Source organism: Streptomyces meridianus (assembly GCF_023703325.1).
GTDB lineage: Bacteria > Actinomycetota > Actinomycetes > Streptomycetales > Streptomycetaceae > Streptomyces > Streptomyces meridianus.
Map to the genome: position 1 here is coordinate 1 of NZ_JAMQGM010000014.1, position 26371 is coordinate 26371.

The following is a 26371-nucleotide window of genomic DNA, read 5'->3' on the forward strand; positions in this document are numbered from 1 at the left end:
AACCGAAACGGCGAGGCTAGAGTTGACTTAAGAGCGACCAGCTACTAACCCCCGAACGGGGACGATCTGCTCGGGACCTGCGGACGGCGGCCGCGGGGTCCTGGCTCCCGGTACCCCGACGACCTGCCCGGGCCAGTTTCCGCCGTCCTGCGATGGCCGACGGGGGCATTCCCAGCCGTGGTCCCGGGACCTACGGTTGCTGCGTGGACAAGATTGACAACTTTTCCGGTGCCGTCCTGGTGACTCGCGAGGAATCCGTTGTGTTCCGGGCTTCCGGCGGTTTCTCGGACATCGGGGCCGGGGTGGAGTGCACGACGGACACGCCCTTACAGATCGCCTCCGTCAGCAAGCAGTTCACGGCCGCCGCGGCAATGCTCCTGGTGGAGGCGAGAGAGGTCTCACTCAGCACCCCGATCGGCCATTGGCTGGCCGACTGCCCCGAACACTGGGGCGCGTTGACGCTGCACCACCTGCTGTCGCACACATCGGGCCTGGGGCACTGGCAGGAACTTCCCGGATTCGACATCACCCGTCCCGGTGACGCCGGCACATTCCTCGAACGGTTCTCGGAGGTGCCGCTGCGCACCCCACCCGGCAGGACGTGGCGCTACAGCTCGCCGGGGTACCTCCTGGCTGCCCGGGTCGTCGAGCGCGTGAGCGGGCAGGCGTACGCAGAATTCCTCACCGAGCGGGTCCTGCGGCCGCTCGGCATGACGTCGACGTGCGCCGGCGAGGCTCCGGCGACGGCGTCGCACGGCCATCGCGGGCAACAGCGCGTGGACAACCCGGAGTTCGCGGCCACGCCCGGCACCGGCGACCTCTGGTCGACCGTCCACGACCTGACCCGGTACACGGCCGCGTTCAATGCCGGCGAGGTCCTCACGCTGCCCTCGCGCGCGACGATGGTGACACCGAACGCGTCCATGGCCGGCGCCTGGGGCACCGACGGGCCGGCCGTCGCCGACACCTACGGCTACGGCTACGCGCTGGGCACCCTGTGCGGTCACGTGGCTCGCTTCCACACCGGCGACAACCCCGGCTACCAGTCCTTCCTCGCATGGCTGCCCGCCTTCGACGTGACCGTCGCGATCCTCTGCAACGACGAGGAGTCCGACATCGACGGCCTGCTTCGGCAGATCGTGCCGGCCGCCGTCGGGCCCGCGTGAGCCCCGACGTCCGGGTCCCGTCGGGCCCCGGGCTCAGACCCGGCGCAGTCGCACCACCGGAATGTCCCGGGAGGTCCCCCGCTGGTAGTCGGCGTACGGCGGGAACACCTCGACGAGGTGCGGCCACACCCGCTGCTTCTCCTCGTGGCCGAGCGTCTCGGCCCGCGCGTCGAACCGCTCGGTGAGCACCCGGAGCCGTACCCGCGGGTCGCTCTCCAGGTTCAGGTACCAGAGGGGGTGGTTGTCGGCGCCGCCGTTGGAGGCCACGACCAGGTAGTCCTCGCCGTCCCGGCCGAAGATCAGCACGGTCCGGCGCCAGTCACCGGTGCGCCGTCCCCGGTAGTCCATGAGCAGGCACGGGGCGCCCCGCATCGTGGTGCCCTCGGTACCGCCGGACTCCTCGTACAGTTCGGCCTGCCGGGCCACCCAGTCCGCGGGGCTCTGCTGGACCGATTGCCGACGCTCCGTCATGTCGTTTCCTCCGCGTGTGCAGTACCGGCTGTCCGTACCGGCCGGGCTCGGGACCTCCGGCCGGTCCCCAGGCTCACACACCGCCGCCGTCCGTCCGTCCGTGTGTTCCCGGACCGCGTGGCGCGTGCGCCGCGCGGTAGCGCCGTGTCCTGCGGTTTCCGTCTCCCGTGGCCGGGAAAACGCTGATGGGACCCGCGCCGCGTGGTCCGTCGGTACCGGGAAGGGGTGGGCGGGCCATGGACGCATCGGCAATGGTCCAGCAGGGCATGCGGACAGCGGTCAGAGGGGCGAACCACCCGGTGGTCGAGGCCGCGGCCCGCTGGGGGCTGGCCGCCCGCGGGTTGATCTACCTGCTCGTCGGCGTCCTCGCGCTCGGGATCTCCTTCGGCGAGGGCAGCGAGCAGGCGGACCGGGGCGGAGTGCTGCAGGAGCTCGCGCAGCAGCCGCTGGGCGAGGCACTGGTGTGGGCGGTCGGCGTCGGGCTGGCCGGGATGGCGCTGTGGCGGCTCTCCGAGGTCCTGGTGGGATCGGCGGGACCGGACGGACGCAAACCGACGAAACGGCTGATGGCCGGGGCGCGGTTCGTCCTCTACTCGGTGATCTCGTTCTCGGTGCTCGCGTTCGCCGCCGGTGAGCAGGACAGCGGATCCAGCGACAAGCAGTCGAGGGGCGTGACGGCCATGGTCCTCGACCTGTTCGCGGGCCAGTGGCTCGTGGGCGCCGCCGGGCTGGCGCTGACGGGAGCCGGCGGATGGATCGCGGTGCGAGCCGTGATGCGCAAGTACCGCAAGCATCTGATGACCGGCGCGATGTCGGCGCGGACCCGCCGGATCGTCGACCTGCTCGGGGTCTGCGGGGGCGCGAGCCGCGGCATCGTCTTCGCTGCGGCGGGCGTGTACGCGGTCCGGGCGGCCGTACAACTCGACCCGGACGAGGCGAAGGGACTCGACGACACGCTGCGCGCCCTGGCCGACACGTCCGCGGGCCCGCTGCTGCTGTCCGTGGTGGCGGCCGGCCTCGGGCTGTTCGGCATCTTCTCGTTCGCCATGGCCCGGTGGCGCAGGGTCTGAAGACGTTGCGTGTCTCAGGCGACCGGCCCCAGGGGCCCGGCCACCGGGCTGTCGTGGTGGATCGGGGTGTGGGCGCCGAGCAGCGGCAGACCGGAGCCGCCCCGCCGGCTCGCGACGATCTCCGCGGCGATCGACACGGCCGTCTCCTCGGGGGTGCGGGCACCGAGGTCCAGGCCTATCGGTGAACGCAGGCGTGCCAGCTCGTGGTCGCCCAGGCCCGCCTCCCGCAGCCGCTCCAGCCGCTCGAGGTGCGTGCGCCGCGACCCCATGGCTCCGACGTAGGCAACGGGCAGCCGCAGGGCGCGCTCGAGCAGCGGCACGTCGAACTTGGCGTCGTGGGTCAGCACGCACAGGACCGTGCGACTGTCGAAGCACTGCGACTCCAGGTAGCGGTGCGGCCAGTCGACGACGACCTCGTCGGCCTCCGGGAAGCGCCGGGCGGTGGCGAAGACCGGGCGCGCGTCGCACACGGTCACGTGGTGGCCGAGGAACTTGCCGACCCGCACCAGTGCCGCGGCGAAGTCGATCGCCCCGAAGACCACCATCCGGGGCGGTGGCACGCGTGCCTCGACGAGCAGGTCCACTGGCTCACCGCAGCGGCTGCCCTCCGCCCCGATCCCGACCGTCGCGGTGCGCCCGGCGTCGAGCAGGGCGCGGGCCTCTGCGGCTGCGGTGCGGTCCAGCGCCGGATCGCCGCCGAGACTTCCGGTCCAGTTGCCGTCGGACCGCACCAGCAGGGCTCCGCCGAGAAGGTCGTCGGGCCCCCGGACGATCCGCGCGAGGGCCACCGGGCGCCGGCGATCGCGGGCGACCGCTGCGAGCGCGGCTGCGATCGTCTGCGAACCGGACTCCGGGGCGCGCCCGGCGGAGACCGGGGTGACCAGAACGTCGATGGCCCCGCCGCAGGTCAGGCCAACGGCGAAGGCGTCCTCGTCGGAGTAGCCGAAGCGTTCGCGCAGGATGTTCCCCGTGGTGAGGGCATCCCGGCACAGGTCGTACACCGCGCCCTCGACGCAGCCTCCGGAGACCGATCCGACGGCCGTTCCTTCAGTGTCGACGGCGAGCGCGGCGCCGGGCTCCCGCGGTGCGCTGCCGTCGACCGCCACCACGGTGGCGACGGCGAAGTCGCGGCCCTGCTCGCACCACCGGTCCAGTTCCTCGGCGATGTCCAGCATCGGGTCACCTCTGCTCGTGTGGTGCGGCACGTCCGGTCGGCCCTGGCGACAGGGGCATCCTGGTGGTCCGCCCTGCCGCCCGGGCCGACCTCAGGTGCCGGTGATGTGTTCGGGGCGGACGGGGACCCGGCTGAGCGCCAGCCCGGTGGCGTCCCGGACGGCCGCGACCACGGCCGGGGTCGAGGACAGGGTGGGCGCCTCCCCCACGCCGCGCAGTCCGTAGGGGGCGTTGTCGTCGGCCAGCTCGAGCACGTCCACCGGGATGGACGGGGTGTCGAGGATGGTGGGGATCAGGTAGTCGGTGAAGGAGGGGTTGCGGACCCGTCCGTCCTCCGCGACGACGATCTCCTCCATGACGGCGAGGCCCAGGCCCTGGGTGGTGCCGCCCTGGATCTGGCCGATCACGGACAACGGGTTGAGAGCCTTGCCGACGTCCTGGGCACAAGCCAGTTCGATCACCTTGACGAGGCCGAGCTCGGTGTCGACCTCGACCACCGCGCGGTGGGCGGCGAACGAGTACTGGACGTGGCCGAAGCCCTGCCCGGTCTGCCGGTCCAGTGCCTGCGTGGGGCGGTGCCGCCACTCGAGTTCGATGTCGATGGCCTCGTCCTCGAGGACGTCCGCCAGGCCGGCGAGCGCCTCACCGCCGTCGGTGACGACCTTGCCGCCCTCCAGCCGGAGTTCGGCGGTCGCCCAGGCCGGGTGGTGGCTGCCGAACTTGCGGCGGCCCATCTCCAGGACGCGTTCGCGGACGGCTTCGCAGGAGTTCTTCACCGCGCCGCCCGTGACGTAGGTCTGCCGGGAGGCCGAGGTGGATCCGGCGGAACCGACCCGGGTGTCGGCCGGATGGATGGTCACCTGGGTGACGCCGAGTTCGGTGCGGGCGATCTGGGCGTGCACGGTCACGCCGCCCTGCCCGACCTCGGCCATGGCGGTGTGGACGGTGGCCACGGGCTCCCCGCCGACGCTCTCGAGCCGCACCCGGGCCGTCGAGTAGTCGTCGAAACCCTCGGAGAAGCCGACGTTCTTGATGCCGACCGCGTAGCCGACACCGCGCACGACGCCCTCGCCGTGCGTGGTGTTGGACAGCCCGCCCGGCAGGGCCCGGATGTCGGCCCCCTCCCCGGCGCTCTCCCACTGCCGCGCGGGCGGCATCGGCATCGCCTTGACCCGGCGCAGCAGTTCGGCGACGGGAGCGGGCGAGTCCACGACCTGGCCGGTGGGCATGGCGGTGCCCTGCGTCATGGCGTTGAGTTGCCGGAACTCGACGGGGTCCATGCCGAGTTCGGCGGCGACCTTGTCCATCTGCGCCTCGTAGGCGAAGCACGCCTGGACGGCGCCGAAGCCGCGCATGGCGCCGCACGGCGGGTTGTTGGTGTAGAGGGCGACGGCCTCGACGTCCACGTTGTCGACGGCGTAGGGGCCGACGGACAGGGAGGCGGCGTTGCCGACCACGGCCGCGGACGAGGAGGCGTAGGCGCCGCCGTCCAGCACGATGCGGGCTTTCAGGTGGACGAGCCGGCCGTCGCGAGTCGCCCCGTGCTCGTACCAGAGCTTGGCGGGGTGCCGGTGAACGTGCCCGAAGAAGGACTCGAAGCGGTTGTAGACGATCTTGACGGGCTTGCCGGTCCGCAGTGCCAGCAGGCAGGCGTGGGCCTGCATGGACAGGTCCTCGCGCCCGCCGAAGGCACCGCCGACGCCGGAGAGCGTCATCCGCACCTTGTCCTCGGGCAGGCCGAGGACGGGGGCGATCTGGCGCAGGTCGGCGTGCAGCCACTGGGTGGCGATGTAGAGGTCGACGCCGCCGTCCTCGGCCGGCACCGCGAGCCCGGACTCCGGGCCGAGGAAGGCCTGGTCCTGCATGCCCACCTCGTACTCGCCGCTGACGACGACGTCCGCGAGGGCTTCGGCCGCGGCCACGTCGCCGCGCTTGATCGGCTGCCGGTGCACCATGTTCGGGTGCGGGACGTAGGGCGCGTGATGGTCGTCGCGATCCGGGTGCAGTACGGGGGCGTCGTCGGCGAGCGCGGTCGCCTCGTCCACGACGAGGGGCAGCGGATCGTAGTCGACGTGGATCCTGGCGGCGGCCCGGCGGGCGGTCTCCGGGTGGTCGGCGGCCACGAGGGCCACCGGTTCACCGTGGTAGCGCACGACACCGTCGGCGAGGACCGGGGTGTCGGTGAACTCCAGGCCGTACCGGGTGGCTGCCGGCAGGTCGTCGTGGGTCATGACGGCGTACACGCCGGGCGTGCGCAGCGCCTCGGAGACGTCGACCGAGGTGATCCGGGCGTGGGCGTGCGGGCTGCGGAGGGTGAAGCCCCACAGCATGTCCTCGTGCCAGAGGTCGGAGGCGTAAGCGAACTCACCGGTGACCTTGAGGGTTCCGTCCGGGCGGAGCGTGGACTCGCCGATGCCGCCCCGGACGGCGCTGTTCTGGGTCAGGCCGGCGGGGGCCGGTCCGGGTGCGCGGGTGACCGTGGTGTCCCGGGCGGTCGTGGTGTCCCGGGCGGTCGTGGTGTCGGTGGTGTGCATGGTTCAGGCCCCCTGCCCGGCCGTGGCCGCCTGGGCGCGGGCAGCCGCGAGGCGGACCGCGTCCAGGATCTTCTCGTAGCCCGTGCAGCGGCACAAATTGCCGGAGAGCGCTTCGCGGATGTCGGCATCGGACGGGTCGGCGTTGCGCTCGAGCAGTTCGTCGGCGGCGACGAGGAGACCCGGAGTGCAGAAGCCGCACTGGACGGCGCCGGCGTCGATGAACGCCTGCTGGATGGGGGCGAGCGCGACCGGCTGCCCCGGCTGTGCGGCTGGGGCGCCTTCTGCGGGCGGCGGCAGGGCCTGCCACCGGCGGGCCTCGTCGAGTCCGGTGCCGCAGGTGCCCGTGCCGCAGGCGCCCGCGGCACGCTGCTCGGCGTGAACGGCCAGGCCCTCGACGGTGACGACGTCCCGGCCCTCGGCCTGACCGGCGGCGACGAGGCAGGAACACACCGGCACCCCGTCCAGCCGGACCGTGCAGGACCCGCACTCGCCCTGCTCGCAGGCGTTCTTCGAACCCGGCAGCCCTAGGCGCTCGCGCAGGACGTACAGCAGGCTCTCGCCCTCCCAGACGTCGTCGGCCTGCTGCGGACGGCCGTTGACGGTGAGGTTCACGCGCATCGGGCACTCCCGTTGTCGTCGCGGCGAACACCGCGGAATTCGTCCCAGGTCCAGCCGAGAGTCCGACGGGCCATCACCGTGACGGCGTGCCGCCGGTACTTCGCACTGCCACGGACATCGTCGATGGGGTTGCAGGCGCCGGCGGCCAGTTCGGCGAACTGCCGGGCGACGGCGGGCGGGACGGCTCTGCCGTTCTCCCAGCACCCGCCCTCGTCGAGGGCCGCGGTGAGGAACTCCTCGGCCTCGCGGGCCCGGACGGGCGTGGGGGCGGCGGAGCCGATACCCGTCCGCACGGTGCGGGTCGCGGGGTGCAGCGCGAGACCGAAGGCGCACACCGCGATGACCATGGCGTTACGGGTGCCGACCTTGGAGAACTGCTGCGGCCCGTCGGCCTTCCTGATGTGGATCCACTTGATGAGTTCGTCCTCGGCGAGGGCGTTGCGCTTGACCCCGGTGTAGAAGTCGTCGATCGGGATCCGGCGGCTGCCGCGTACGGACTCGACCTCGACCTCGGCGCCGGCCGCGAGCAGCGCGGGATGGGCGTCGCCGGCCGGGGATGCGGTGCCGAGGTTGCCGCCCACGCCGCCGCGGTTGCGGATCTGCGGGGATGCGACGGTGTGGGAGGCGAGAGCCAGTCCGGGGAGCTCCGCCCGCAGGTGCTCCATGATCCTGCTGTAGGGCACAGAGGGCCCGAGCCGCACGGTGTCCTCGCCGACCTCCCACTCGCCCAGCTCGACGATGCGGTTCAGGTCCATCAGGTACTCGGGCCGGCGGTGGTCGAAGTTGATCTCGACCATCAGGTCCGTACCACCCGCGATGGGCACGGCGGTGGGGTGCTCGGCCTTCGCGGCGAGCGCCTCCTCCCAGCCGGCGGGGCGCAGGAAGTCCATGGCGTGTTCTCTTCTGTAGGTGTGAGAGTGCTGGCAGCTTTCATGTCCTGTACACGACGCGCCTCCAGTACACCGAACCGTGGGCCACTCGGTGCAGTCACCGAAAGCATGAAGGGGTTGGTCGGCCGCCCGCCGCGTCTTGTAGATTCGAACGAAGACCGGGCGATCACCTCGGTGTTCCCGCCGGTGCCGGTCGGTGATCCCTTTCCCAACGACAGATCGGTGGACGATCCGATGCGGCTGCGCGCACTCCTGGAGACCGGGGCCCTGGGCCTGCGGCTCCTCGGCGGAGAGAGCGAACTGGACCGCACCGTACGTGGGGTCATGACCACTGATCTGCGCGACCCGAGCCGCTATCTGTCCGGCGGGGAGCTGGTGCTCAGTGGTCTCGCCTGGCGCCGCGAGCCGGCCGACTCGGAGCGCTTCGTGCGGCTCCTGACCGAGTCCGGAGTCACCGGCCTGGCCGCCGGAGAGGCGGAGCTCGGCTGTGTGCCGGACGACCTGGTGGAGGCCTGCGCCCGGCACGGGCTTCCGCTGCTGGCGGTCAACGAGGCCGTGTCGTTCGCCGAGATCACGGAGCACGTGGTGCGCCAGGTCTCGGGTGAGCGCGCCGGCGACCTGGCGGCGGTCGTGGAGCGGCACCGCAGGCTGATGGCGCCGGGTCCCGCGGGCGGCGGACCGGAGGTCGTCCTCGATCTGCTCGGCAGTGACCTCGACCTGAGGGCCTGGCTGCTGTCACCCACCGGCCGGCAGATCGCCGGACCCGGACTGCCGGGGTCCGGCGATCTGCCCTCCGCTGTACGTGCCGCTCTGGCGGGGGAACATCTCGCGGCCGCGCGCGAGGGCCGGCCGGGACCGCACCGGACCGTGGTGCGCGACACCGTGCACTCGCTCTTCCCGATCCGGCGCGGGGGCGACGTACCGGGCGAGGACACCCGCAGCCCGTCACTGTCCGACTGGGTGCTGGCCGTCGAGGCGGATGCCGGTGACTGGCCCGCCGAACGGCTCGACCTGCTGCACGGGGTCACCCAGCTGATCGCCGTCGAGCGGGACCGCCGGGACACCGGCCGGACGGTGCGGCGGGGCCTTGCCCACGAGGTGTTCGAACTGGTCCAGGCGGGCGCTCCCGCGGCCGAGCTGGAGGCCCGGCTGCGGGTGGCCGCCCCCGTCCTGCTGCCGGGGACGGTCGGTGCACCGTCCTGGCAGATCGTGGTGGCCCGCATCGGATGGCAGGACGACCGGCACGGCGACGGCCCGCTCGCGCAGGCGCTGCTGGAGGAGATCCTGGTGGACGCCGGACCGGGCGGCCCGGGGACCGCAGGGCCTACGGACCCGGCGGCGGTGACCCACCACCACGGGGAGGCGGTGGCCCTGGTCCCGTTGCCCGCCCGGACTCCGGACTCCGCGACGGAAGGCCGGGACGCCACGGCCGGAACGACGGCTGCCGACGCCGGCACCGGGCTGCGGGCCGGGGAACTGCGGGCCGACGACCTGCTCGCCGGCTGCAACCGGGCCCTGAGCCGTGGGCTGGGCGAGGACGGACGGCTGACCCTCGGCGTCAGCGCCGCCGTCCACTCCGCCGAGGGGCTGCGCGGGGCTCTCGAGGAGGCCCGCCACGCCCGGCGGGTGGCCGCCGCACGCCCCGAACGGGTCTGCGCTGCGGGCCACCAGGAGCTCGCCTCCCACGTGCTGCTGCTCCCGTTCGTCCCCGACGACGTCCGCCGGGCGTTCACCGCCCGGCTCCTCGACCCGCTCCGGGACTACGACCGGCGGCACCGCGCCGGGCTCGTCGCGACCCTGGAGGCGTTCCTCGACTGCGACGGCTCCTGGACCCGGTGCGCCGCCCGGCTGCACCTGCACGTCAACACCCTGCGCTACCGGGTCGGCCGCATCGAGCAGCTGACCGGCCGTGACCTGTCGCGGCTCGAGGACAAGGTGGACTTCTTCCTCGCCCTGCGCATGGGCTGAGCCACCCGATGGCGTGAACCCGGCGCTACGCCCGGCCAGTTTGTGAATTCATTCACTCAGACCCTTGGCCGCACAGCACAATTCGTGTTGAGATTCGGCAACGGCTTCCGGCTCGATGGCGCGCTCGGGGAGGAAATGTGGCGGACACCGCCATGTCAGGTTCTGGTTCGGCGGGTTCCGGCACGGGTCGGAGGAGTGATCCGCTGCAGGATGCGGTCTGGCGGTTGCGCTCGCGCGGCTGCTGGTCCGACGCGGCCGCCCTGCTCGACCCGTCCGCCGCAACCGAGCCGGCAGCCGCGCTGCAGCGGACCGCGGTGCTGATCGAGGCGTGCCTGTTCACCGGTTCCGGCTGGGCAGCCGCAGAAACCGCGCTGCGCGCCGCCGAGGCCCTGGTGCGCACCGACGACGAACGCGGCGCCGCCGCCTGCGAACGCGGTCATCTCGCCTATGCGTCGACCCTGTTCGGCGTTCGGGACCGGGCCGACGAGGCCCGTTCCGCCCTCGGCCGCGCCGCGGCACTCTTGCCGCCGGGATCCGCCCACCGTCCGGTCCTGGACTTCCGCCGCGGACTGCTCGCGCAGCACGTGGCCCACGACCCGGCCGGCGCTCAGGCCGCCTTCACCCGGGCCCACGCGGGCGCGACGGCACACGGCAACGATCTGCTGCGGTCCTTCACCTGGCGGCATCTCGCGGCCATGGCCGAGGAGGACGGCGACCTCGCCGAGGCACGGCGGGGCTTCGCCGAGTCGCTGCGCATCCGGGAGGAGCTGGGCTACCTCATCGGTGTGGCCCCGGCCCTGACCGCACTGGCCGCCGTGGAGTCGGAACCGGAGGCGACACGGCTGCGGGCCGAGGCACACCGCCTCGTCCGCCTGCTCGGAGTGCCGGCCTGGCTGGCCGACCAGCTGAAACCGGCGGATCCCGCCGAGCAGGCGGGCTGAGCAGGGAGGCGCGCCGGGCGGGGCCGTCCGCACTGCCCGGCCGCGGAACGCGGTTCGAATGCGTCACGCCGGCCGTCGGCCCCACGCGGTGATCATGCCCGGGGACATCCCGGCGAAGGACCGGGAGCCGAGCGCCCGCACCGCCGCGTCGATGCCCTCGTCCGTGACCAGGCCGGTGGCCGGCATGGACGGCCGGATCCGCGCCCAGGTGTCCGGCCAGAACCGGGCGATGGGCTCGTCCGCCGTCAGCGGCGGGACGTGGACCTCGGCCCCGATGTCCGTCAGCCCCGCGGCGTGCAGAAGCCCCGGGGACTCCGGCACCCAGCGGTTGTCCGTGCCGATGGTGCCGCGCAGGGCCTGCCACATGGCGAGCATGGCGGAGCGGTCGTCCGAGTCGGGCGCGTCTTCGGTGGTGAGGTCGATCGCGTCGCTCAGCACCAGTACTCCGCCCGGGGCCACGGCCGCGGCGAGCCGCCGCATCACCTCGGCGCGGCCCCGCAGGTGCATGAGCAGGAAACGGGCGTGCACCAGGTCGAAGCGCCCGGAAGCGAAGGCGGGTGAGGAAACGTCGCCTTCAAGGACGGTCAGCCGCGGCCCGGCCGCCCCGGCGAGGAACCCGGTGCCGCGGTCCACGGCGACGACCTGGCCCCGATCTCCTCGGCGAGCCGGCGGGCGATCGTGCCGGTGCCGGCCCCGACATCCAGGCGCCGCAGGCCGGGAGCGGCCCGAGTGCCGGCAGGCGTGCGCGGGTGACCGGGTCCTAGGTCAGGGCTCCGTGGTCGATCTGTCGCGCCTCCCCCGCGGCTCCGGACTCGAAGGCGTCCTCACCGTAGTGTCCGCCCGGCCGGGTCGAGCCGGGTGCCGAAGGTGCTGCGGCCATGGCGGCCTCCCGTCCCGTGGCCGGTCCGTCCCTCTCATCGTGACGGACGGGACTCCCGCCTGCTGTCCCGGACCAGGCTCAGCACGGCGTCGAGTCCGCGGCGGCAGCCGGGTGTGGCACCGGCCGGCAGCACGTACGAGCGCAGGCCGGCACCCGCCGCTCCCCCGTCCTTGTACGGGTTGTCCCCCACCATCAGGGTCTCCTGGGGGGCCGCGCAGAGCTTGCCGCAGGCCAGGTCGAACAGCAGCGGATCCGGCTTCTCGGTGCCGTGCTCGTAGGAGTGGACCCACGCCGAGACATGCCGGTCCAGGCCGTGGTGGGCGAAGGTCGGGGGGAGCTGCCAGCCGATGTCGCTCACGACGCCGATCGCCACCCCCTCGTGCGCCAGCCGGCCGAGTGTCTCCTCGGTGTCGGCGTACGGCATCCAGTGGTGCGGCGTCCGCAGCTGGTCGTAGAGCGCATCGGCGTGCGGGGCGAGGGCGGGCACGGAGGCGTACCAGGTGGTGAACGCATGCCGGTGGGCCCGCGCGGACACGTCCCGGCCCTGCTGCGCCCGGATCACCTCGGGGTCGGCCAGGCCCGCTTCGAGGCCCACGAGGAGCCGGTCCACCTCCGCATCGGCCGTCTGCTCCCCCAGGACCGCGTGGATGCGCTCGGCGTACGAGCGGATCTGGAGAAGGGTGCCGGAGAAGTCGAAGAGCACGGCCCTGATCGGGGCCGGGTCGGGGGACGCAGCGGTGGGGCGTATCGGCCCCTCGGGACCGAGTACGGGATGTGACGTCGTCATGCGGCCATCCTGCCGGGCCGGCCCCGCACGCGGGGCCGGATCACGGAGCGGGGATCTCCTCGGGGCGGGACCGGCCCGGCGGCAACAGGACGTGCGCACCGGTCGCGCCCCGGAACTCCACGATGCGCCCCCGCTCGAGCCGGGAGGACTTGATGCCCGACATGGTCGGGTCCTTCGCCCGGCGGCGCGGCCCGGACTCCGGGCCCGGCCCGCAGAGGGCTCAGGAGGAGGGTTCCGTGAGCAGGTCCGACAGCTTGTCGATGACGTCGTCCAGAGGCTCGATCGGCGTGGAGCGGTCGGTCATCACGGTGACGTGGTCGTACACCACCACGTAGACGAGCATGTCGCGCCCGTCCTCGTCGACGGTGCGCCGGGGCAGCTTGTCGAAGTCGGCGGAGTCGAGCGCCTGGCGCAGCGCGCCCAGCTTCTCCGTGTCGAGCTCGCCCTTGGGACCGTCCTTCTTCTTGTCGAGGGTGGTGTACGTGCCGTCCTCGTGCACCCTGACCTGCTGGTGCCGCCCGGCGAAGCCGCCGCTGACGACCATGTCGACGAGAACCGGGGAGGGCTTCTTCCGGTCCTGGCCGGCCGAGGGGGAGGCGGGCGAGGAGCTGCGGGGCCGATCACTCGACGGGGGCCCGCCCTTGCCGTCGGCCCCCGCGCTGCCGCAACCGGCCACCGTCACGCCGAGGGCGGCCGTCAGCACCAACGCGATAACCCCGTTCCTGACCCTCACACCGACTCCTCCGGTTGGGCATTGCAGCCGCCACCCTGACGACCCGACGCGACGCCCGCCCCCGGGGCGGCCTGGGTGGCCGACGGCGCGGATGCGGCGGGGCACGATCGGGGAGCAAGCCTACCGACGCACTCTGCCCCTTCTGCGGCCGGAAGGAAAGGGGAGAAGGGGCCCGGACCGGCCGGATGGGGCCGGCTTCACACCGGACCGCCGGGATCCGCGCCCGAAGGGTCCCGCGGTGTCAGTGGTGCGGTGTACACCTGACGGCATGACGACACCTCAGTTCACCGATCTGCTGACGCTCATCGAGGAAAGATCCGCCGCCCTGCGTGCCGCGGCCGCGGGAGCCGACCTCGATCTCCGGGTACCCGGCTGCCCGGAATGGACGCTCGGCGATCTGATCACGCACATCACCCAGGTCCAGCGTTTCTGGGCCGCCGTCGTCGCCTCGGGGCCGAGCGACCGCCGGCCGGACACCGGGCCGGCGGCGCAACGCGAACCGGAGTCCGGTGCTGAGGAGGCCACGGCACTGCTGGTGGATGCGTTGCGGACGGCCGGTCCGGAGGCCGGCTGCTGGACGTGGTGGGGCAAGCCGGCCACCGCCGGAGCGGTGGCCCGTCACCAGGTTCAAGAGGCCGCCGTGCACGCTCGGGACGCCCAGGAGACGGTGGGCCGGACCGAGCCGCTGCCTGCCGGGATCGCTGCGGACGCCATCAGCGAGTTCATCGAGGTGTGGCTGGGCTCCTTGGGGCCGTGGCCGTACGCGCCGGCCCGGCTTGCCCTGTACGCCGGCGAGGGGACGTCGTGGCTGTTGGACCTCGGTCCGGACGGCGCGGCCCTGCTCACCCCCGAGGACGGCGCCCTCGCTGCGGCGGACGCCCGGGTCCACGGGTCGGCGAGCGATCTGCTGCTGGCCCTCTACGGCAGGGTCCCGGCGGGCTCGCTGCGGACCGAGGGCGACCCGGAGCAGGTCAAGCGGCTCCTGTCCTGGCCGACTGCGGACTGATCGGCGCCGGCCCGGCCGTCACGTGTCGGGGCCGTCGGTGCGCACCGGGTCCGAGCCCTGCGGCCGGTCCGGCTCGTGCTGCACCGAGGGGCTCAGCGGGTCGGCCGGGCTCCGGCGAAGTGCTCGCGCACCAGCTGCTCGACGACCGCGAGGTCCCGGACGGCCAGGGCATCGAGCAGGGCGGTGTGTTCCGTCGCGTCGGCCAGGAGATCCGCGGCGCTGGCGACGGCGCTCGCTCCGGGTGGGAACTGGGCGCGCCGATGCAGTTCGTCACCGACCAGGGCAAGTTGCCTGTTCCCGGACAAATCCAGGAGTGCGCGATGGAACGCCCGATCGGCCTCGGCGTACGCCACCCGGTCGCCCGTCGCGGCAGCCGCCACGGTGGCAGCAGCCAGCGGCCGCAGTTCCTCCCACTGCTCGGCGGGTACGGTGCGGGCCAGGCCGAGCATGACCGGCACTTCGAGGAGTGCCCGGACCTCGGCCAGTTCGGCCTGGTCACGAGCGCTGCGTTCGGACACCCGGAAACCCCGGTTGGGGACGACCTCGACGGCCCCCTCGCGCGCCAGCTGCTGCATGGCCTCGCGGATCGGGGTGGCCGAGACGCCGTACTGTTCGGCGAGTGCGGGGGCGGAGTAGACGGCACCGGGGGTCAGTTCACCCCCGACGAGCGCGGTGCGCAGGGCATCGAGAACCTGGGCGCGTACGGAGTGACGCTGCAGGGATTTCCGCGGGGTCCCCGGCCGGCCGGGGGCGACGCGGCCGCCGGAGACGGTAGCTCCGCCGTGAGCGTTCTCACTTCCGGAGGGAGCGTCGGCGACCACCGGACCGGCCGTCGGGCGGCCGGGTCCGCGCGTCCCGTCCGGGCGCGTCACAGACTGCACACCGGCACGCTCCATCCGACTCCTCCTCCACGTCCCGAGGAGAATAGAGGGCTCGCACGCGAGTTCCAATCTCGGTGGAGACGATCACTCCGGACCGCCACCCCGCGAACTGCCGCAGGTGCAGCCTCGGCCGCCGCAACCACGCCGTTCTCCGAACCTCGGACCACCGCACCGACCGCACCTCGACGGACCCGGTTCGCTCCGTGCCGTGACCCGCTCGGGCGGGGGCGCCGCGAGGCCCCGCCGTCGCACCGCATTCGAACGCAACGATCATGATTCACAAAGCAGTTCGACGCATTTCCTTCTCATTCGACTGCACAGCGCCCTCGTTGGCGTTCTCTTGTCCCGAATCCCCCTGGCGCGCCGGGGCGCTCGGCCAGGATGGCGCGACACAGGCCGTACGCCACCGAACACGGCGGAAGCGAGACAAGGTGCACCGGATGAATTTTGCCGACATAACGCCGGGCTGGGTGCTCCCCGCTGCGGTCCTGGCCGCCGGCCTCCTGGTGGCGGTCGTGCTCGTCGTCCGCGGGCGGCGCAAGCCGGACGAGGACGCACCGGTCGACTCCTGGGAACGCAGCGAGGAACGCCGGCGCCGCAAGGAGGCCGTGTACGGCAGCGCCTCGTACGTCCTGCTCTTCTGCTGCGCGGCCGTTGCCGCGGCCCTCTCCTTCCACGGGCTCGTCGGGTTCGGCCGGCAGAACCTCAACCTCAGTGGCGGCTGGGAGTACCTGGTGCCCTTCGGGCTCGACGGCGCCGCAATGTTCTGCTCGGTGCTGGCCGTCCGCGAGGCCAGTCACGGGGACGCGGCGCTCGGCTCACGCCTGCTGGTGTGGACGTTCGCCGGTGCGGCCGCCTGGTTCAACTGGGTGCACGCACCGCGCGGCCTGGACCACGCAGGCGCCCCGCAGTTCTTCGCGGGCATGTCGCTCTCCGCGGCGGTGCTCTTCGACCGGGCGCTGAAGCAGACCCGACGTGCCGCGCTGCGCGAGCAGGGACTCGTGCCCCGGCCACTGCCGCAGATTCGCATCGTGCGCTGGCTGCGGGCACCGCGGGAGACCTTCGGCGCCTGGTCGCTCATGCTGCTGGAAGGCGTGCGCACGCTGGACGAGGCCGTGGAGGAGGTCCGCGAGGACCGGCGCAAGCGGGAGGAGGAACGCCGCAACCGCCGCGAGCAGGAGAAGCTGGATCGCGCCCGCATCAAGGCGCTCAACCGCCGCGACCGCGCGTGGAGCCGGGACCGCGACGGCCGACCGGAGGCGGAGCAGATCCCCGCCCAGGCCGGTGCGGATCCTGCGATAGCGGGGGCCGTGGCCGTGACGAGCGGGGCGAACCCGTCCCTGCACGCCTCCGCCGGCCGCGACCGCCCCGGCCCCCTCGGCAGCGGACAGCGGCACTCGAGCGGCGCACGCGGCGAGGAGGACGAGCACACGCTCACCATTCCGCGGCTCGACTCCCTCGAGCAGAAGCTGAAGGACCTGGAGCGGCAGTACGGTTGAGCGCCGGGCGGGCGCCGGAAGCCCAGTCCCCGGACGGCTCAGGCGGGACCGCCGTACAGCTCGAACCAGACCACCTTGCCTGCTCCTTGCGAACGCACGCCCCACTCATCGGCCAGGGTCTGAACAAGCATCAGGCCCCTTCCGTGCGTGCCGTTGCAGTCGGTCACGCGCATCCGCGGCGGTCGGGCAACGAAGTCCCGTACCTCGACCCGGAGCAGGTCGGAGGCGCTCGCGGTGAACCCGTCGAGCAGCGTCGCCGTCACCTCGGCGCCCCGGTTGGTGTGCACCAGCGCGTTGGTGACGATCTCACTGGTGAGCAGTTCGGCGGTGTCGCAGCCGCCGGATCCGCCCCAGGACCGACTGGTCAGCAGTTCGCGCAATGCCCTGCGGACATCGGCGACCGCGGTCATGTCCGCACTGCGCAGCATGCGTTTGAGTCCCGCTTGCGGGAAAGCCCCCTCCGGTGGCTCCGACGAAGCCCGGCGCCCGCCGCTGGATCCGATGTCCGTGCGCTGCTGCACATCCACTCCGCCCGTCAACCCCGTCACCCCGTCGGCCCTCGGCTGCGCCCGTGCGCACCGAACCGGCCCACAGAGATGCATTCCCGCCCGTGCGGGGTCGGATGCGTGGCACGTTGCCCGGATTCGCCCGCACCGTCCGCCGGCGGCGTGGGGGTGGCCGGGGAATCCGGAAAGAGATACGGGAGGGCGGCGGGGCAGCTGACCGGTCTTCCCGGCACCGTTTTCCGGGGGGACGGGCGGGCTGAGGACACGTCCGCCGGCCCGGGCGCACAGCGTGTGCCTGCGTCACGGGCGACCCCCGCCGGCCCCGGCACGGCCGGGTCACGTCTCCCAGACCGCTGCCGCTGTCCGGTCCCCCCGGTGTGCCGCAGCCCGGAGCCGCAGGTCGTCGAGGAACGCGGACGGCTCCCGCGGCGGGCCGTGGGCCCAGCGCCGGGCCAGCTCCCCGGCGAGAGCGGGGTCGCCCTGCATCGCTGCGGCCGGGCCCGGGCCGCAGAGCAGCAGCACGTCACGCGGACGGGCCCGGCAGACCCGGAAGGCGAACACGTCGTCGGCCGGCGTCGTCCCCTCGGGCGGGCCGTCGGGGTCGAGCGCCTGCCAACAGCCGTCGCGCAGCCGGAACAGCCCGGTCCGGCCGGTCCCGAAGAAGACCCGGCCGGGGCAGCCCGGGTCGGCCGGCACCAGCAGACAGCGCAGCTCCGGTGTCGGCAGAGCCCGTTCCGGACCGAACCCCGTGGACGGTCGCTGCCCCAGGCGATCGGTGAGCCGGCGCAGTCCGGATCTCACCTCGCGGTGCCGGCCGGCCGCCAGGTCCTGGACGAGCGCGGCCCGGTTGCGGCCCACGGCTTCGGCGATGCGGCGACACACCTCCTGTGCCGCCGTGTGGTGTCCGGGAGGCGGGCCGGCAACCCGGTCGTTTCCGGTGCCGGGCGCCGGGGCGGCCGTGGCGATCAGCAGCAGTGCGTGCCGGCCGGTCCCGAACCGCGCCGTGAGCAGAGCATCGCCCCGTGGTCCACCCTGCCGGCGGGCTTCCTCACCGCGCTGGGAGGCGGCGCGCAGTGTGAGGTCGCCGTGCCGGCCGCCGTCCAGCACGGTGTCCGGCACCAGTTCACCGATCCGTCCCGGGTCGGCGGCCTGCAGGACGTCGGCGCCGCCCGTCCCCGCCGGGGGCTCCGCCGGCTCCGATCGGGTCGTCCCCATCCGGTGCGGCAGCCAGTTCGGCTCCGGCCATCCCTCGGGGGCGGGGTCGGGAGCCGGGTCCCGCGGGAGCGGGCTCACCGGACCGCCGACCCACCACTCCCCTTCCTCGGCCGTCTGCTGCCGCCGTTCGCCCGGGGACATGCTCCGCTCCGGTCGGCGCGGCGACGGTGGACGGGGAGGATGTCCCGGTGGTGCACCGACCACCCGGGCCGCCGAGTCGAACCGGCCGTCCACGGAGTCGTCCGCCCCGCTCGGTCCGGCGTCCCGCGGCCCCCCGCCGTAGAGTTCACCCCACCAGTCGTCCTCACCTGCGCCGCGCCGTTCCCCCTGCTGCGTCATACGCATATTGTCCCTCCCGGGGCGTTTGCGGGAAGGCGAACCGCGAAGGGCGTCATCGTCAACAGAAGCGTCCGATCGCCGACTTGACCTGTCGACGGGGCGCTGTCGTCCGGGGCCGGGGAGGGCACCACATGCTGAGCGCCGTTGGGCTGGACGAGTGCCAGGAATCCGTCTACCGCACGCTGATCGGGCTCGGCGCGGCCGAGGTGCCCGAACTCGCCCGCCGGATGGCGGTCCCCGAGGAGCAGGTCGTCCGGACCTTGCGGCTGCTGGAACGGCAGGGGCTCGCCGCCCGGTCGTCGGCCCGGCCCGGCCGCTGGGTCGCGGCTCCGCCCGCGGTCGCGCTCGGCGCCCTGGTCACCCGCCGGCGGCACGAACTGGAACGGGCCGAGCAGTCGGCGGCCGCACTCGCCGACGAGTACAGCGCCGTGGCCTCGGAACCCGCCGCCCACGACCTGGTCGAGGTGGTGACGGGCGCGAGCGCGGTGGCCCACCGATTCCTCCAGCTCCAGCTGGGCGCCGCGCGGGAGGTCTGCGGTCTGGTCACCGACCGGCCGGCGGCCGTCACCGGGGTGGAGAATCACGCCGAGGAACAGGCGGTCGAGCGCGGTGTCCGCTACCGGGTCGTCATCGAACGCGAGGTGCTGAACGGGCCGACCGGCCTCGCGCAGGTCTCGGATGCCCTCGGCCGGGACGAGGAGGTGCGCGTGGTGGACCGGGTGCCGACGAAGCTGGTGATCGCCGACCGGTCGCTCGCGATGGTTCCGCTCACCCGGCGTGCCACCGAACCCGCTGCGCTGATGGTGCACGCCAGCGGCCTCCTGGAATCCCTCGTCGGTCTCTTCGAGGGTGTCTGGCGGCAGGCGCTGCCACTGCGGGCCGACGGCACCGGGGTGCCGCGCGAGGAGCAGCCGGACGGGCCGGACGCCACCGACCTGGAGATCCTCTCGCTGCTGCTGGCGGGGCTGACCGACGCCAGCGTCGCCAAGCACCTCGACCTGGGCCTGCGCACCGTGCAACGGCGGGTCAAGAACCTCATGGAGCTGACGGAGTCGTCGACCCGGTTGCAGCTCGGCTGGCACGCGCACGAGCGCGGTTGGGTGGTCCGCAACGACGGTCACCGCCCCTGACCGGGCCCGGGAGGCCTCCGGGACGCGTGGAGAGGCGGCCTGTCGCAGGCTGGTGACATGGGGACGTGGCAGCTGATCGCCGTCGGTCTGGTGATGCTGCTCGGCCTGCTGGGGGTGCTGACGCCCGGGGTGCCGGGCCCGCTGGTCGTCTGGTCCGGGGTGCTGTGGTGGTCGATGACCGAGCGGACGGCGCTTGCCTGGTGGGTGCTGATGGGCGCGACCGCACTGCTGCTGCTGGACCAGCCGCTGAAGTGGCTGCTGCCCCGCAGACGCCGCAAGGAGGCGGCGGCGCCGTTGCGGACCCTGTTCCTCGCCGGGATGGTGGCGATCGGCGGCTTCTTCGTCGTTCCGGTGGTCGGCGGCGTGCTGGGATTCGTCGTCGGGCTCTACGTCGCGGAACGGATGCGACTCGGCGGTCACGGCGAGGCGTGGACGTCCATCCGGATCACCATGCGGGCGATCGGCTACGGCGTACTGATCGAGCTGTTCCTCTGCCTGCTGGTCGTCGGGGCCTGGATGGGGGCCGTCCTCGCCTCCTGAGTACCCCGCCTCGGCCGGGTTGGGTCCGGACCCGGGCCGCGGGGGTCCGGGGCCGGGCCGCGGGGGTCCGGGGAGCAGGTCCCGCGGCCGATGACGGCCGGGACCTGTTCCCGATGCCCGGCGCCATGTCTGCGGTGAACCTGGGCTCTGACGACTCCGACTCCGCCGAGCGGAACGGTGCCGATCGGGGGACGCTCGCCGGGCACCACCAAGAAGTGGCGGAACCTCCGGGCCGATCCGCACGTGGCGCCGGACGTGGACGACCTGGTGAGCACCAGCCTCCGGCGGGTGCGCGGCGTCGACGTCCGGGGCGAGGCGGACCCGGCCACCGGCACGCACGGCCCCGGCACGTTCGTCAGCGATGAGGTGATCCGGATCCACCCGCGCCGGATCACCAGCTGGGCCTGGACCGGGCCGCAGCCTCCGGAGCAGGCCGAGCACGGCCCCGGCGTCATGTCGCCGACGCCCGGGCAGCCGTGACCGCCGGAGGATCCGGCGGTCACGGCTGCGCCCGGGGCGGGCGCACGGCTACATGTGCTTGCCGCGCTTGCGCTCCATCATGTGCCGCCCGGTGGCCTGCTTCTGCTTCCAGTCGCGGCGGATCTCGGCGCGGAGCCGGGCGTCCGTCCGCGCAGCGATCCATTGGTTCTCCCGCTGGAGCTTGCGGAAGCTCTCCAGGCGACGCTGGGCGAGGGTTCCGTTCTCGACGGCGTCGCGGACCGCGCAGCCGGGTTCCACCCCGTGCCCGCAGTCGTGGAAACGGCACTCCTCCGCCAGGGACTCGATCTCGGCGAAGACCTGGGCAACCCCGGTGTCGGCGTCGAACAGGCCCACCCCGCGCAGGCCGGGGGTGTCGATGAGCACGCCGCCACCGGGCAGCGGCAGCATCGTCCGCGTGGTGGTGGTGTGACGTCCCTTGGCGTCGGTGTCCCGGGTCGCCTGCACCCGCTGGACGTCCTCGCCGACGAGCGCGTTGGCGAGCGTGGACTTTCCGGCACCGGACTGCCCGAGCAGAACGGTGGTGCCGGTGCCGACGGCCGCCGCCAGCGCGTCGATTCCGTCACCCGTGGTGGCGCTGACGGGCAGGACGAGCACTCCCGGTGCGGACGCCTCGGTGTCCGCGACGAGATGCGCGACGCCGGCCGCGTCGGGCACCAGGTCGGACTTGGTGAGTGCGACGAGCGGCTGGGCTCCGCTCTCCCAGGCGAGCGCCAGAAAGCGCTCCACCCGGGCGAGGTCGAGCTCCACGGCGAGGGACACGGCGATCACCGCGTGATCGACGTTGGCCGCCAGCACCTGGGCATCGGAGCGCTTGGAGGAACCGGACCGGACGAACGCCGTCCGGCGCGGCAGCCGCGCTCGCACGATCGGCTGTTCGCCGGCCGGGTCGACCGCCGCCCAGTCGCCGGTGCACACGATCCGCATCGGGTCACGCGGGGTGACCAGGGACGTGTCGGCGCGGACGGCCACCGTCCCGGCCTCGTCCGCGGCGGGGACGAGGACGTCGCAGAGACCGCGGTCGACCCGGGTGACACGTCCGGGCACGAGGCCCTTCGCGGCGTGGGGGGCGAACTCGGCGTCCCGTCCGGCGTCCCAGCCGTAGCGGGCCAGGGGGTGCGGATCCGGGGATTCGCCGGGCAGCGAGGAGGAAGGGGAAAGGAAGGCCGAATCCGAGGGATCCGGCTGAGCGGACATGCGTGACAAGGGGAAGCCCTTCGGAAGGGGCGGTCCCGGCGGCGCGGTGGTGCGGAGTCCTGGGAGGGAATCGAAAGAGAAGGTCAGCCGGAGACCGCGCAGGTGAGGTCAGTGGTCGTCTGGGTGCGGGCGGAGCTCGCCGTGACGGCAGTCATCGGTCCCCACCTCCTCATCACTCGGGCTCCCGGCGGCACGGCGCCACCCGGGTCGAGCCGAACCTAGCCGAGTCGCGGCAGGGGGCCAACGGTTTTCTCCGGCTCGGCACGGCAGGACCCGTCGTGCCCGTCGGCCGGGGCCTGCGTCGCGGGCTCAGCTCCGGCTCCCGCAACCGCTCGTCGCCCTGGTCCGCCGTGCTGATCCGGGCGAGCGGATGCCGCCCTCCGCGGTACCTCGGCGGCGGCCTCAGCCGGATTTCCGGGTTCCCGGGCCGCCGGATCCGGCCGGCCGGCCTTCCGAGTCCCGCTCCCGCCGGGGCTGCAACCGGGCCTTGATGTCGTCCGGCGGCAGGAACCGGGCCCAGCGCTCCGGGAACTCCGAGGGCGGTTCGGGACCCGGATCGTCCTCCGAGGCCGCGGATTCCGGGCCACTGGGGTGCAGGTCCGCAGGGACCCCGTCCCGGCTCAGCGCGGCGCGCTCGGCGGCGGCCTGGGCCACGACCTTCGCGGCCGCTGCCTCCCGTGCGCGGAGTCCCGCCTCCCGGGCCGCGGCCGTGGCGACGGAGGGCCACACCCGGTCCAGAGCGGCGTTGACCGCCGCCCCGACCAGAACCGCGAAGGCCGACACACCGATCCACAGCAGGACGGCGACCGGGGCGGCGAGGGATCCGTAGATCGTGGGGCCCTCGACGGTGTGGGTGAGGTAGATGCGCAGCAGGAAGCTGCCGAGAACCCACATCCCGAGGGCCACCAGCGCTCCCGGGATGTCCTCCACCCAGGGCGAGCGGACCGGGACGGACACGTGGTAGAGGGTGGTGAGGAAGACCACGGACAGTACGAGGACGACCGGCCAGTACAGGACGCGGACGACGTTCTCGCTCCCGGGCACGATCTCCATGACCGCGTTCGGCCCGGCGACCATGAGCGGCAGGGCCACGGCGCCTATCACCAGCGCCGCGAGGTACAGCACGAAGGCGAGCAGCCGGGTCTTCACGATCCCGCGCTGTCCGTCCAGGCCGTACATCACGGTGATCGTGTCGATGAACACGTTGACGGCCCGGGAGCCCGACCAGAGGGCGAAGGCGAACCCGAGCGAGATGACGTCCGGCCGCCCGCCGCGAATGACGTCGTCCAGCAGGGGCTGGGCGATCTGATGCACACCCCGGTCGGAGAGCACCGCGCCGGAGGCGTTGAGGATGTTCTGCCGGATGCTCTCGATGGTGTCGGTGCCGGTCCAGGCGTCGAGGTAGCCGAGCAGACCGATCAGGCCGAGCAGCAGCGGCGGCAGGGAGAGCAGGGTGAAGAAGGCCGCCTCGGCCGCGAGCCCGAGTATCCGGTACTCGATGCAGGAGTTGACGGTGTCCTTGAGCAGGAGCCATGCCACCCGCCGCTTGGACACGTGCGGGTAGAGGGCGCGTGCTCGGCGCAGGCGCCCTCCGGTCCGTTCGGGGGATGACTCGGCTGGTCTCACCTCCTTAACGTATCTGCCATGGCACCGACGACACACACCGTGACCAATCAGCCTCCGCCGCTGACCGGATACGACGCCTTCACCGAGGACGCCGCGCTCGCCGAGAGCGTGGCCCGGCACATCGCCCCCGAGCGTCTGTCGGAGGTGCGCGGGGAGCTGGGTGAACTGGGCCGGGCGGCCGGCTCCGCCCAGGCTCAGGAGTGGGGCCGGCTGGCGAACGAGAACCCTCCGGTGCTGCGGACCCACGACCGGTACGGCAACCGGATCGACGAGGTCGAGTTCCATCCGGCCTGGCACCGGCTCCTCGGGCACGCGGTCTCGGCGCATCTGACCGGCGCCTGGGCGCGGCCGGACGGGCATGTGCGGCGCGCCGCCGGTTTCCTGGTGTGGACGCAGACCGAGCAGGGGCACGCCTGCCCGCTGTCGATGACGCACGCGGCGGTGCCGGCGCTCCGCGCGGACCCGGCGATCGCCGCCGAGTGGGAGCCGCGGCTGACCTCGAACGCCTACGAACCGGAGCTGCTCGCGCCGGGCGGCAAGCCGGGCGCCATCTTCGGCATGGGCATGACCGAGAAGCAGGGCGGGTCCGACGTCCGGGCCAACACCACCCGCGCCGAACCGCTCGCCGAGGAGGGCACGTACGCGCTGACCGGGCACAAGTGGTTCTGCTCGGCGCCCATGTCGGACGGCTTCCTGGTGCTGGCGCAGGCGCCGGGCGGGCTGACCTGCTTCCTGCTCCCCCGGGTGCTCCCGGACGGGACCCGCAACACCTTCCGGATCCAGCGGCTGAAGGACAAGCTCGGCAACCACGCCAACGCGTCCTCGGAGGTCGAGTTCGACGGCTCGACCTGGGCCCGTCGGCTCGGCGAGGAGGGCCGTGGGGTCGCCACCATCATCGAGATGGTCGCGGCGACCCGGCTCGACTGCGTGATCGGGTCGGCAGCCATCATGCGTCAGGCGGTCGCGCAGGCGGTGCACCACACTGCCCACCGCAGCGCCTTCGGCGGGCTGCTGATCGACAAGCCGCTGATGCAGAACGTGCTGGCCGACCTGGCCCTGGAGTCGGAAGCCGCCACGACGCTGGCGCTGCGGCTCGCCGCCGCCTACGACTCGGGCGGCGAGGCCGACCGCAAGCTGCTGCGGCTGGCCGTGCCGGCGGCGAAGTACTGGGTGACCAAGCGGTGCGCTCCGCTCGCCGCCGAGGCGCTGGAATGCCTGGGCGGCAACGGATACGTGGAGGAGTCCGGCATGCCCAGGCTGCTGCGTGAGGCGCCGCTGAACTCGATCTGGGAGGGTTCCGGCAACGTCCAGGCGCTCGACGTGCTGCGGGCGATGCAGCGCGATCCGGCGTCCGTCAACGCCTTCCTCGAGGAGATCGGGAGGGCCCGGGGCGCCGATCACCGGCTGGATGCAGCGGTCAAGGACCTGCTGACCGAGCTCTCCGACCTGGAGGGGCTGGAGGGACGGGCCCGGCGCCTGGTCGAGCGGATGGCACTGGTCCTCCAGGGTTCGCTGCTCGTCCGCTTCGCGCCCCCGGCTGTCGCCGACGCGTTCTGCGCCTCCCGCCTGGGGCGGGACTGGGGCGGGGCGTTCGGCACCCTGCCGCACACGCTCGATCTCGGGGCGGTCGTGGAGCGGGCCCGCGTGAAGATCTGAGTTCCGCATTCACGTTCCCGGAGGGCGGTGCGCACCGGCCGGCCGCCCTCCGGGCCGTCCTGCGGGTGCAGGCGAGCACTGGAGGTCCCGTCCCGCAGCGCGGACGGGGCGTCCGGCAGGCGGGACCGCATGATTGGCTCTCCGGCATGAACATCACCGTGACCACCTGGTCCCTGGAGCAGACCTCGCCCGCAGACCTGACCCCGGCGGACGTCGCGGGGGACATCGCCCGGATCAGCCGCGCCGAGGTCCCCTCCCCCGAGTTCAGCCGCTTCCTCTACACAGCCGTGGGAGGGGACGTCCGCTGGACGGACCGGCTGGGATGGCCGTACACGCGGTGGCAGGAGTTCCTCGAGCGCCCGGGCACCGAGACGTGGGTGGCTTACGACCGTGGCACCCCGGCCGGGTACATCGAGCTGGACGCGCAGCCCGGGGGCGTCGTGGAGATCAGCTACTTCGGTCTGCTGCCGGCCTTCCGCGGGCGCGGCATCGGTGGCCTGCTGCTGAGCACCGGCACCGCGCGGGCGTGGGACCTGGCCGACCGCTGGGAAGGGCGGGCGACGACCACACGGGTGTGGGTGCACACGTGCAGCAAGGACGGCCCGTACGCGCTGGACAACTACCGGCGCCGCGGCTTCCGGATCTTCGACACTCGAACCGAGGAGGAGGACGAGGAGGGGGGCCCCGCGGCTGCGGGCCCGTGGCCGGGGGCCTTCTGATCCCGGGCAGCCCCCGCGTGGCCCACGCCACACTGTCCCGCATCGTGGGACATTCTCGTCCGAATAATGGATGTCGGTGGACTCCCCCGAGATCCTCGTGCCACGCTTCCGTCATGTCTCGAGCTGGAATCGCCCTGGTGAGTCGGCGTCACGTCGACCTGGGCCGTATGTCCAGCGCGATCTGTTCGGCGGGCTGACAGTCCCAGCACGCCTGCATCTCGCCGCCCCCGTCGTCGCGGGCGTGTGAGCACCCCTTGGTCTCTTTCCTGCGCCCGGCCGCGCGCTGCTTCCGCATGCGCGCACCCGGCAGGTTCCAGGGGTTCGCAGC

At 73.2% G+C, this 26371-nt stretch carries 26 protein-coding genes; 12 read left to right on the forward strand and 14 right to left on the reverse strand.

What is annotated here, in order from left to right; genetic code table 11:
- Window positions 1–203: 203 nt before the first annotated feature.
- Window positions 204–1166 carry a serine hydrolase domain-containing protein gene (locus M1E25_RS05795; protein ID WP_251410653.1) on the forward strand — a complete coding sequence of 321 codons (963 nt, stop codon included), beginning with the start codon at window positions 204–206 and terminating at the stop codon, window positions 1164–1166.
- Between the two features lie 33 nt (window positions 1167–1199).
- Here the strand turns inward: M1E25_RS05795 and M1E25_RS05800 are convergent, their stop codons facing one another.
- Entirely contained in the window at window positions 1200–1637 is a 438-nt protein-coding gene (locus M1E25_RS05800; RefSeq protein WP_251410656.1) for a nitroreductase family deazaflavin-dependent oxidoreductase, read from the reverse strand.
- Window positions 1638–1873: 236 nt separating this feature from the next.
- Here M1E25_RS05800 and M1E25_RS05805 point away from each other — a divergent pair, with 236 nt between their 5' ends.
- On the forward strand, window positions 1874–2707 hold the full coding sequence (locus M1E25_RS05805) for a DUF1206 domain-containing protein (protein ID WP_372500527.1): 834 nt from the start codon (window positions 1874–1876) through the stop codon (window positions 2705–2707).
- Between the two features lie 14 nt (window positions 2708–2721).
- On the opposite strand, the gene M1E25_RS05810 is transcribed toward M1E25_RS05805, so the two are convergent.
- The 4 genes from M1E25_RS05810 to M1E25_RS05825 all read right to left on the reverse strand — a co-directional run bounded on the left by M1E25_RS05810 (window position 2722) and on the right by M1E25_RS05825 (window position 7922).
- Window positions 2722–3882 (reverse strand): XdhC family protein, encoded by a 1161-nt coding sequence (locus tag M1E25_RS05810; protein WP_251410658.1) that lies wholly within the window; start codon window positions 3880–3882, stop codon window positions 2722–2724.
- Window positions 3883–3972: 90 nt separating this feature from the next.
- Complete coding sequence (pucD, locus tag M1E25_RS05815) at window positions 3973–6414, reverse strand: xanthine dehydrogenase subunit D (protein WP_251410662.1); 2442 nt, start codon at window positions 6412–6414, stop codon at window positions 3973–3975.
- A gap of 3 nt (window positions 6415–6417) precedes the next feature.
- Window positions 6418–7032 (reverse strand): (2Fe-2S)-binding protein, encoded by a 615-nt coding sequence (locus M1E25_RS05820; RefSeq protein ID WP_251410666.1) that lies wholly within the window; start codon window positions 7030–7032, stop codon window positions 6418–6420.
- The gene (locus M1E25_RS05825; protein ID WP_251410669.1) at window positions 7023–7922 is read right to left on the reverse strand and encodes an FAD binding domain-containing protein; all 900 of its coding nucleotides are present in this window, start codon (window positions 7920–7922) and stop codon (window positions 7023–7025) included. Before M1E25_RS05825 ends, M1E25_RS05820 begins: the two co-directional genes overlap by 10 nt.
- 234 nt (window positions 7923–8156) lie before the next feature.
- On the opposite strand from M1E25_RS05825, the gene M1E25_RS05830 reads away from it, so the two are divergent.
- Window positions 8157–9890: a PucR family transcriptional regulator gene (locus M1E25_RS05830; protein WP_251411057.1), complete on the forward strand. Its 1734-nt coding sequence runs from the start codon at window positions 8157–8159 to the stop codon at window positions 9888–9890.
- Window positions 9891–10042: 152 nt separating this feature from the next.
- A complete protein-coding gene (locus tag M1E25_RS05835; protein ID WP_251410673.1) occupies window positions 10043–10831 on the forward strand; it encodes a hypothetical protein in 789 nt (262 codons plus the stop codon).
- A gap of 63 nt (window positions 10832–10894) precedes the next feature.
- On the opposite strand, the gene M1E25_RS05840 is transcribed toward M1E25_RS05835, so the two are convergent.
- The 4 genes from M1E25_RS05840 to M1E25_RS05850 form a co-directional block, all read right to left on the reverse strand.
- Window positions 10895–11464: a class I SAM-dependent methyltransferase gene (locus tag M1E25_RS05840; protein WP_251410676.1), complete on the reverse strand. Its 570-nt coding sequence runs from the start codon at window positions 11462–11464 to the stop codon at window positions 10895–10897.
- A gap of 281 nt (window positions 11465–11745) precedes the next feature.
- Entirely contained in the window at window positions 11746–12498 is a 753-nt protein-coding gene (locus tag M1E25_RS05845) for an HAD family hydrolase (RefSeq protein WP_251410679.1), read from the reverse strand.
- 40 nt (window positions 12499–12538) lie between these two features.
- Window positions 12539–12661: a hypothetical protein gene (locus M1E25_RS25580; RefSeq protein WP_285830435.1), complete on the reverse strand. Its 123-nt coding sequence runs from the start codon at window positions 12659–12661 to the stop codon at window positions 12539–12541.
- A gap of 57 nt (window positions 12662–12718) precedes the next feature.
- Window positions 12719–13231, reverse strand: a complete 513-nt coding sequence (locus tag M1E25_RS05850) for a hypothetical protein (protein ID WP_251410682.1) — start codon at window positions 13229–13231, stop codon at window positions 12719–12721.
- Between the two features lie 268 nt (window positions 13232–13499).
- Between M1E25_RS05850 and M1E25_RS05855 the strand changes: the two genes are divergently transcribed.
- The gene (locus M1E25_RS05855) at window positions 13500–14237 is read left to right on the forward strand and encodes a maleylpyruvate isomerase family mycothiol-dependent enzyme (RefSeq protein WP_251410685.1); all 738 of its coding nucleotides are present in this window, start codon (window positions 13500–13502) and stop codon (window positions 14235–14237) included.
- A gap of 92 nt (window positions 14238–14329) precedes the next feature.
- On the opposite strand, the gene M1E25_RS05860 is transcribed toward M1E25_RS05855, so the two are convergent.
- Window positions 14330–15133, reverse strand: a complete 804-nt coding sequence (locus M1E25_RS05860) for a GntR family transcriptional regulator (protein WP_372500529.1) — start codon at window positions 15131–15133, stop codon at window positions 14330–14332.
- A 425-nt stretch (window positions 15134–15558) separates the two neighbouring features.
- Between M1E25_RS05860 and M1E25_RS05865 the strand changes: the two genes are divergently transcribed.
- On the forward strand, window positions 15559–16617 hold the full coding sequence (locus M1E25_RS05865) for a DUF2637 domain-containing protein (RefSeq protein WP_251410691.1): 1059 nt from the start codon (window positions 15559–15561) through the stop codon (window positions 16615–16617).
- A gap of 38 nt (window positions 16618–16655) precedes the next feature.
- Here M1E25_RS05865 and M1E25_RS05870 read toward each other — a convergent pair whose 3' ends face one another.
- On the reverse strand, window positions 16656–17045 hold the full coding sequence (locus M1E25_RS05870; RefSeq protein WP_251410694.1) for an ATP-binding protein: 390 nt from the start codon (window positions 17043–17045) through the stop codon (window positions 16656–16658).
- 414 nt (window positions 17046–17459) lie between these two features.
- Entirely contained in the window at window positions 17460–18677 is a 1218-nt protein-coding gene (locus M1E25_RS05875) for a protein phosphatase 2C domain-containing protein (protein ID WP_251410697.1), read from the reverse strand.
- A gap of 131 nt (window positions 18678–18808) precedes the next feature.
- Between M1E25_RS05875 and M1E25_RS05880 the strand changes: the two genes are divergently transcribed.
- The 3 genes from M1E25_RS05880 to M1E25_RS05890 all read left to right on the forward strand — a co-directional run bounded on the left by M1E25_RS05880 (window position 18809) and on the right by M1E25_RS05890 (window position 20827).
- Window positions 18809–19807: a helix-turn-helix domain-containing protein gene (locus M1E25_RS05880; protein ID WP_251410700.1), complete on the forward strand. Its 999-nt coding sequence runs from the start codon at window positions 18809–18811 to the stop codon at window positions 19805–19807.
- Window positions 19808–19864: 57 nt separating this feature from the next.
- The gene (locus tag M1E25_RS05885; protein WP_251410702.1) at window positions 19865–20347 is read left to right on the forward strand and encodes a DUF456 domain-containing protein; all 483 of its coding nucleotides are present in this window, start codon (window positions 19865–19867) and stop codon (window positions 20345–20347) included.
- Between the two features lie 177 nt (window positions 20348–20524).
- The gene (locus M1E25_RS05890; RefSeq protein WP_251410705.1) at window positions 20525–20827 is read left to right on the forward strand and encodes a PNPOx family protein; all 303 of its coding nucleotides are present in this window, start codon (window positions 20525–20527) and stop codon (window positions 20825–20827) included.
- Between the two features lie 48 nt (window positions 20828–20875).
- Here the strand turns inward: M1E25_RS05890 and rsgA are convergent, their stop codons facing one another.
- Together rsgA and M1E25_RS05900 are read right to left on the reverse strand one after the other, a co-directional pair.
- A complete protein-coding gene (gene rsgA, locus M1E25_RS05895) occupies window positions 20876–22042 on the reverse strand; it encodes a ribosome small subunit-dependent GTPase A (protein WP_251410708.1) in 1167 nt (388 codons plus the stop codon).
- A gap of 402 nt (window positions 22043–22444) precedes the next feature.
- Entirely contained in the window at window positions 22445–23668 is a 1224-nt protein-coding gene (locus tag M1E25_RS05900) for a YihY/virulence factor BrkB family protein (protein WP_251410711.1), read from the reverse strand.
- Window positions 23669–23686: 18 nt separating this feature from the next.
- On the opposite strand from M1E25_RS05900, the gene M1E25_RS05905 reads away from it, so the two are divergent.
- The 3 genes from M1E25_RS05905 to M1E25_RS25875 all read left to right on the forward strand — a co-directional run bounded on the left by M1E25_RS05905 (window position 23687) and on the right by M1E25_RS25875 (window position 26240).
- On the forward strand, window positions 23687–25324 hold the full coding sequence (locus M1E25_RS05905) for an acyl-CoA dehydrogenase family protein (protein ID WP_251410714.1): 1638 nt from the start codon (window positions 23687–23689) through the stop codon (window positions 25322–25324).
- A gap of 146 nt (window positions 25325–25470) precedes the next feature.
- Entirely contained in the window at window positions 25471–26043 is a 573-nt protein-coding gene (locus tag M1E25_RS05910; protein ID WP_251410717.1) for a GNAT family N-acetyltransferase, read from the forward strand.
- 113 nt (window positions 26044–26156) lie between these two features.
- A complete protein-coding gene (locus tag M1E25_RS25875; RefSeq protein WP_359331488.1) occupies window positions 26157–26240 on the forward strand; it encodes a putative leader peptide in 84 nt (27 codons plus the stop codon).
- The last annotated feature ends 131 nt before the right edge of the window (window positions 26241–26371 follow it).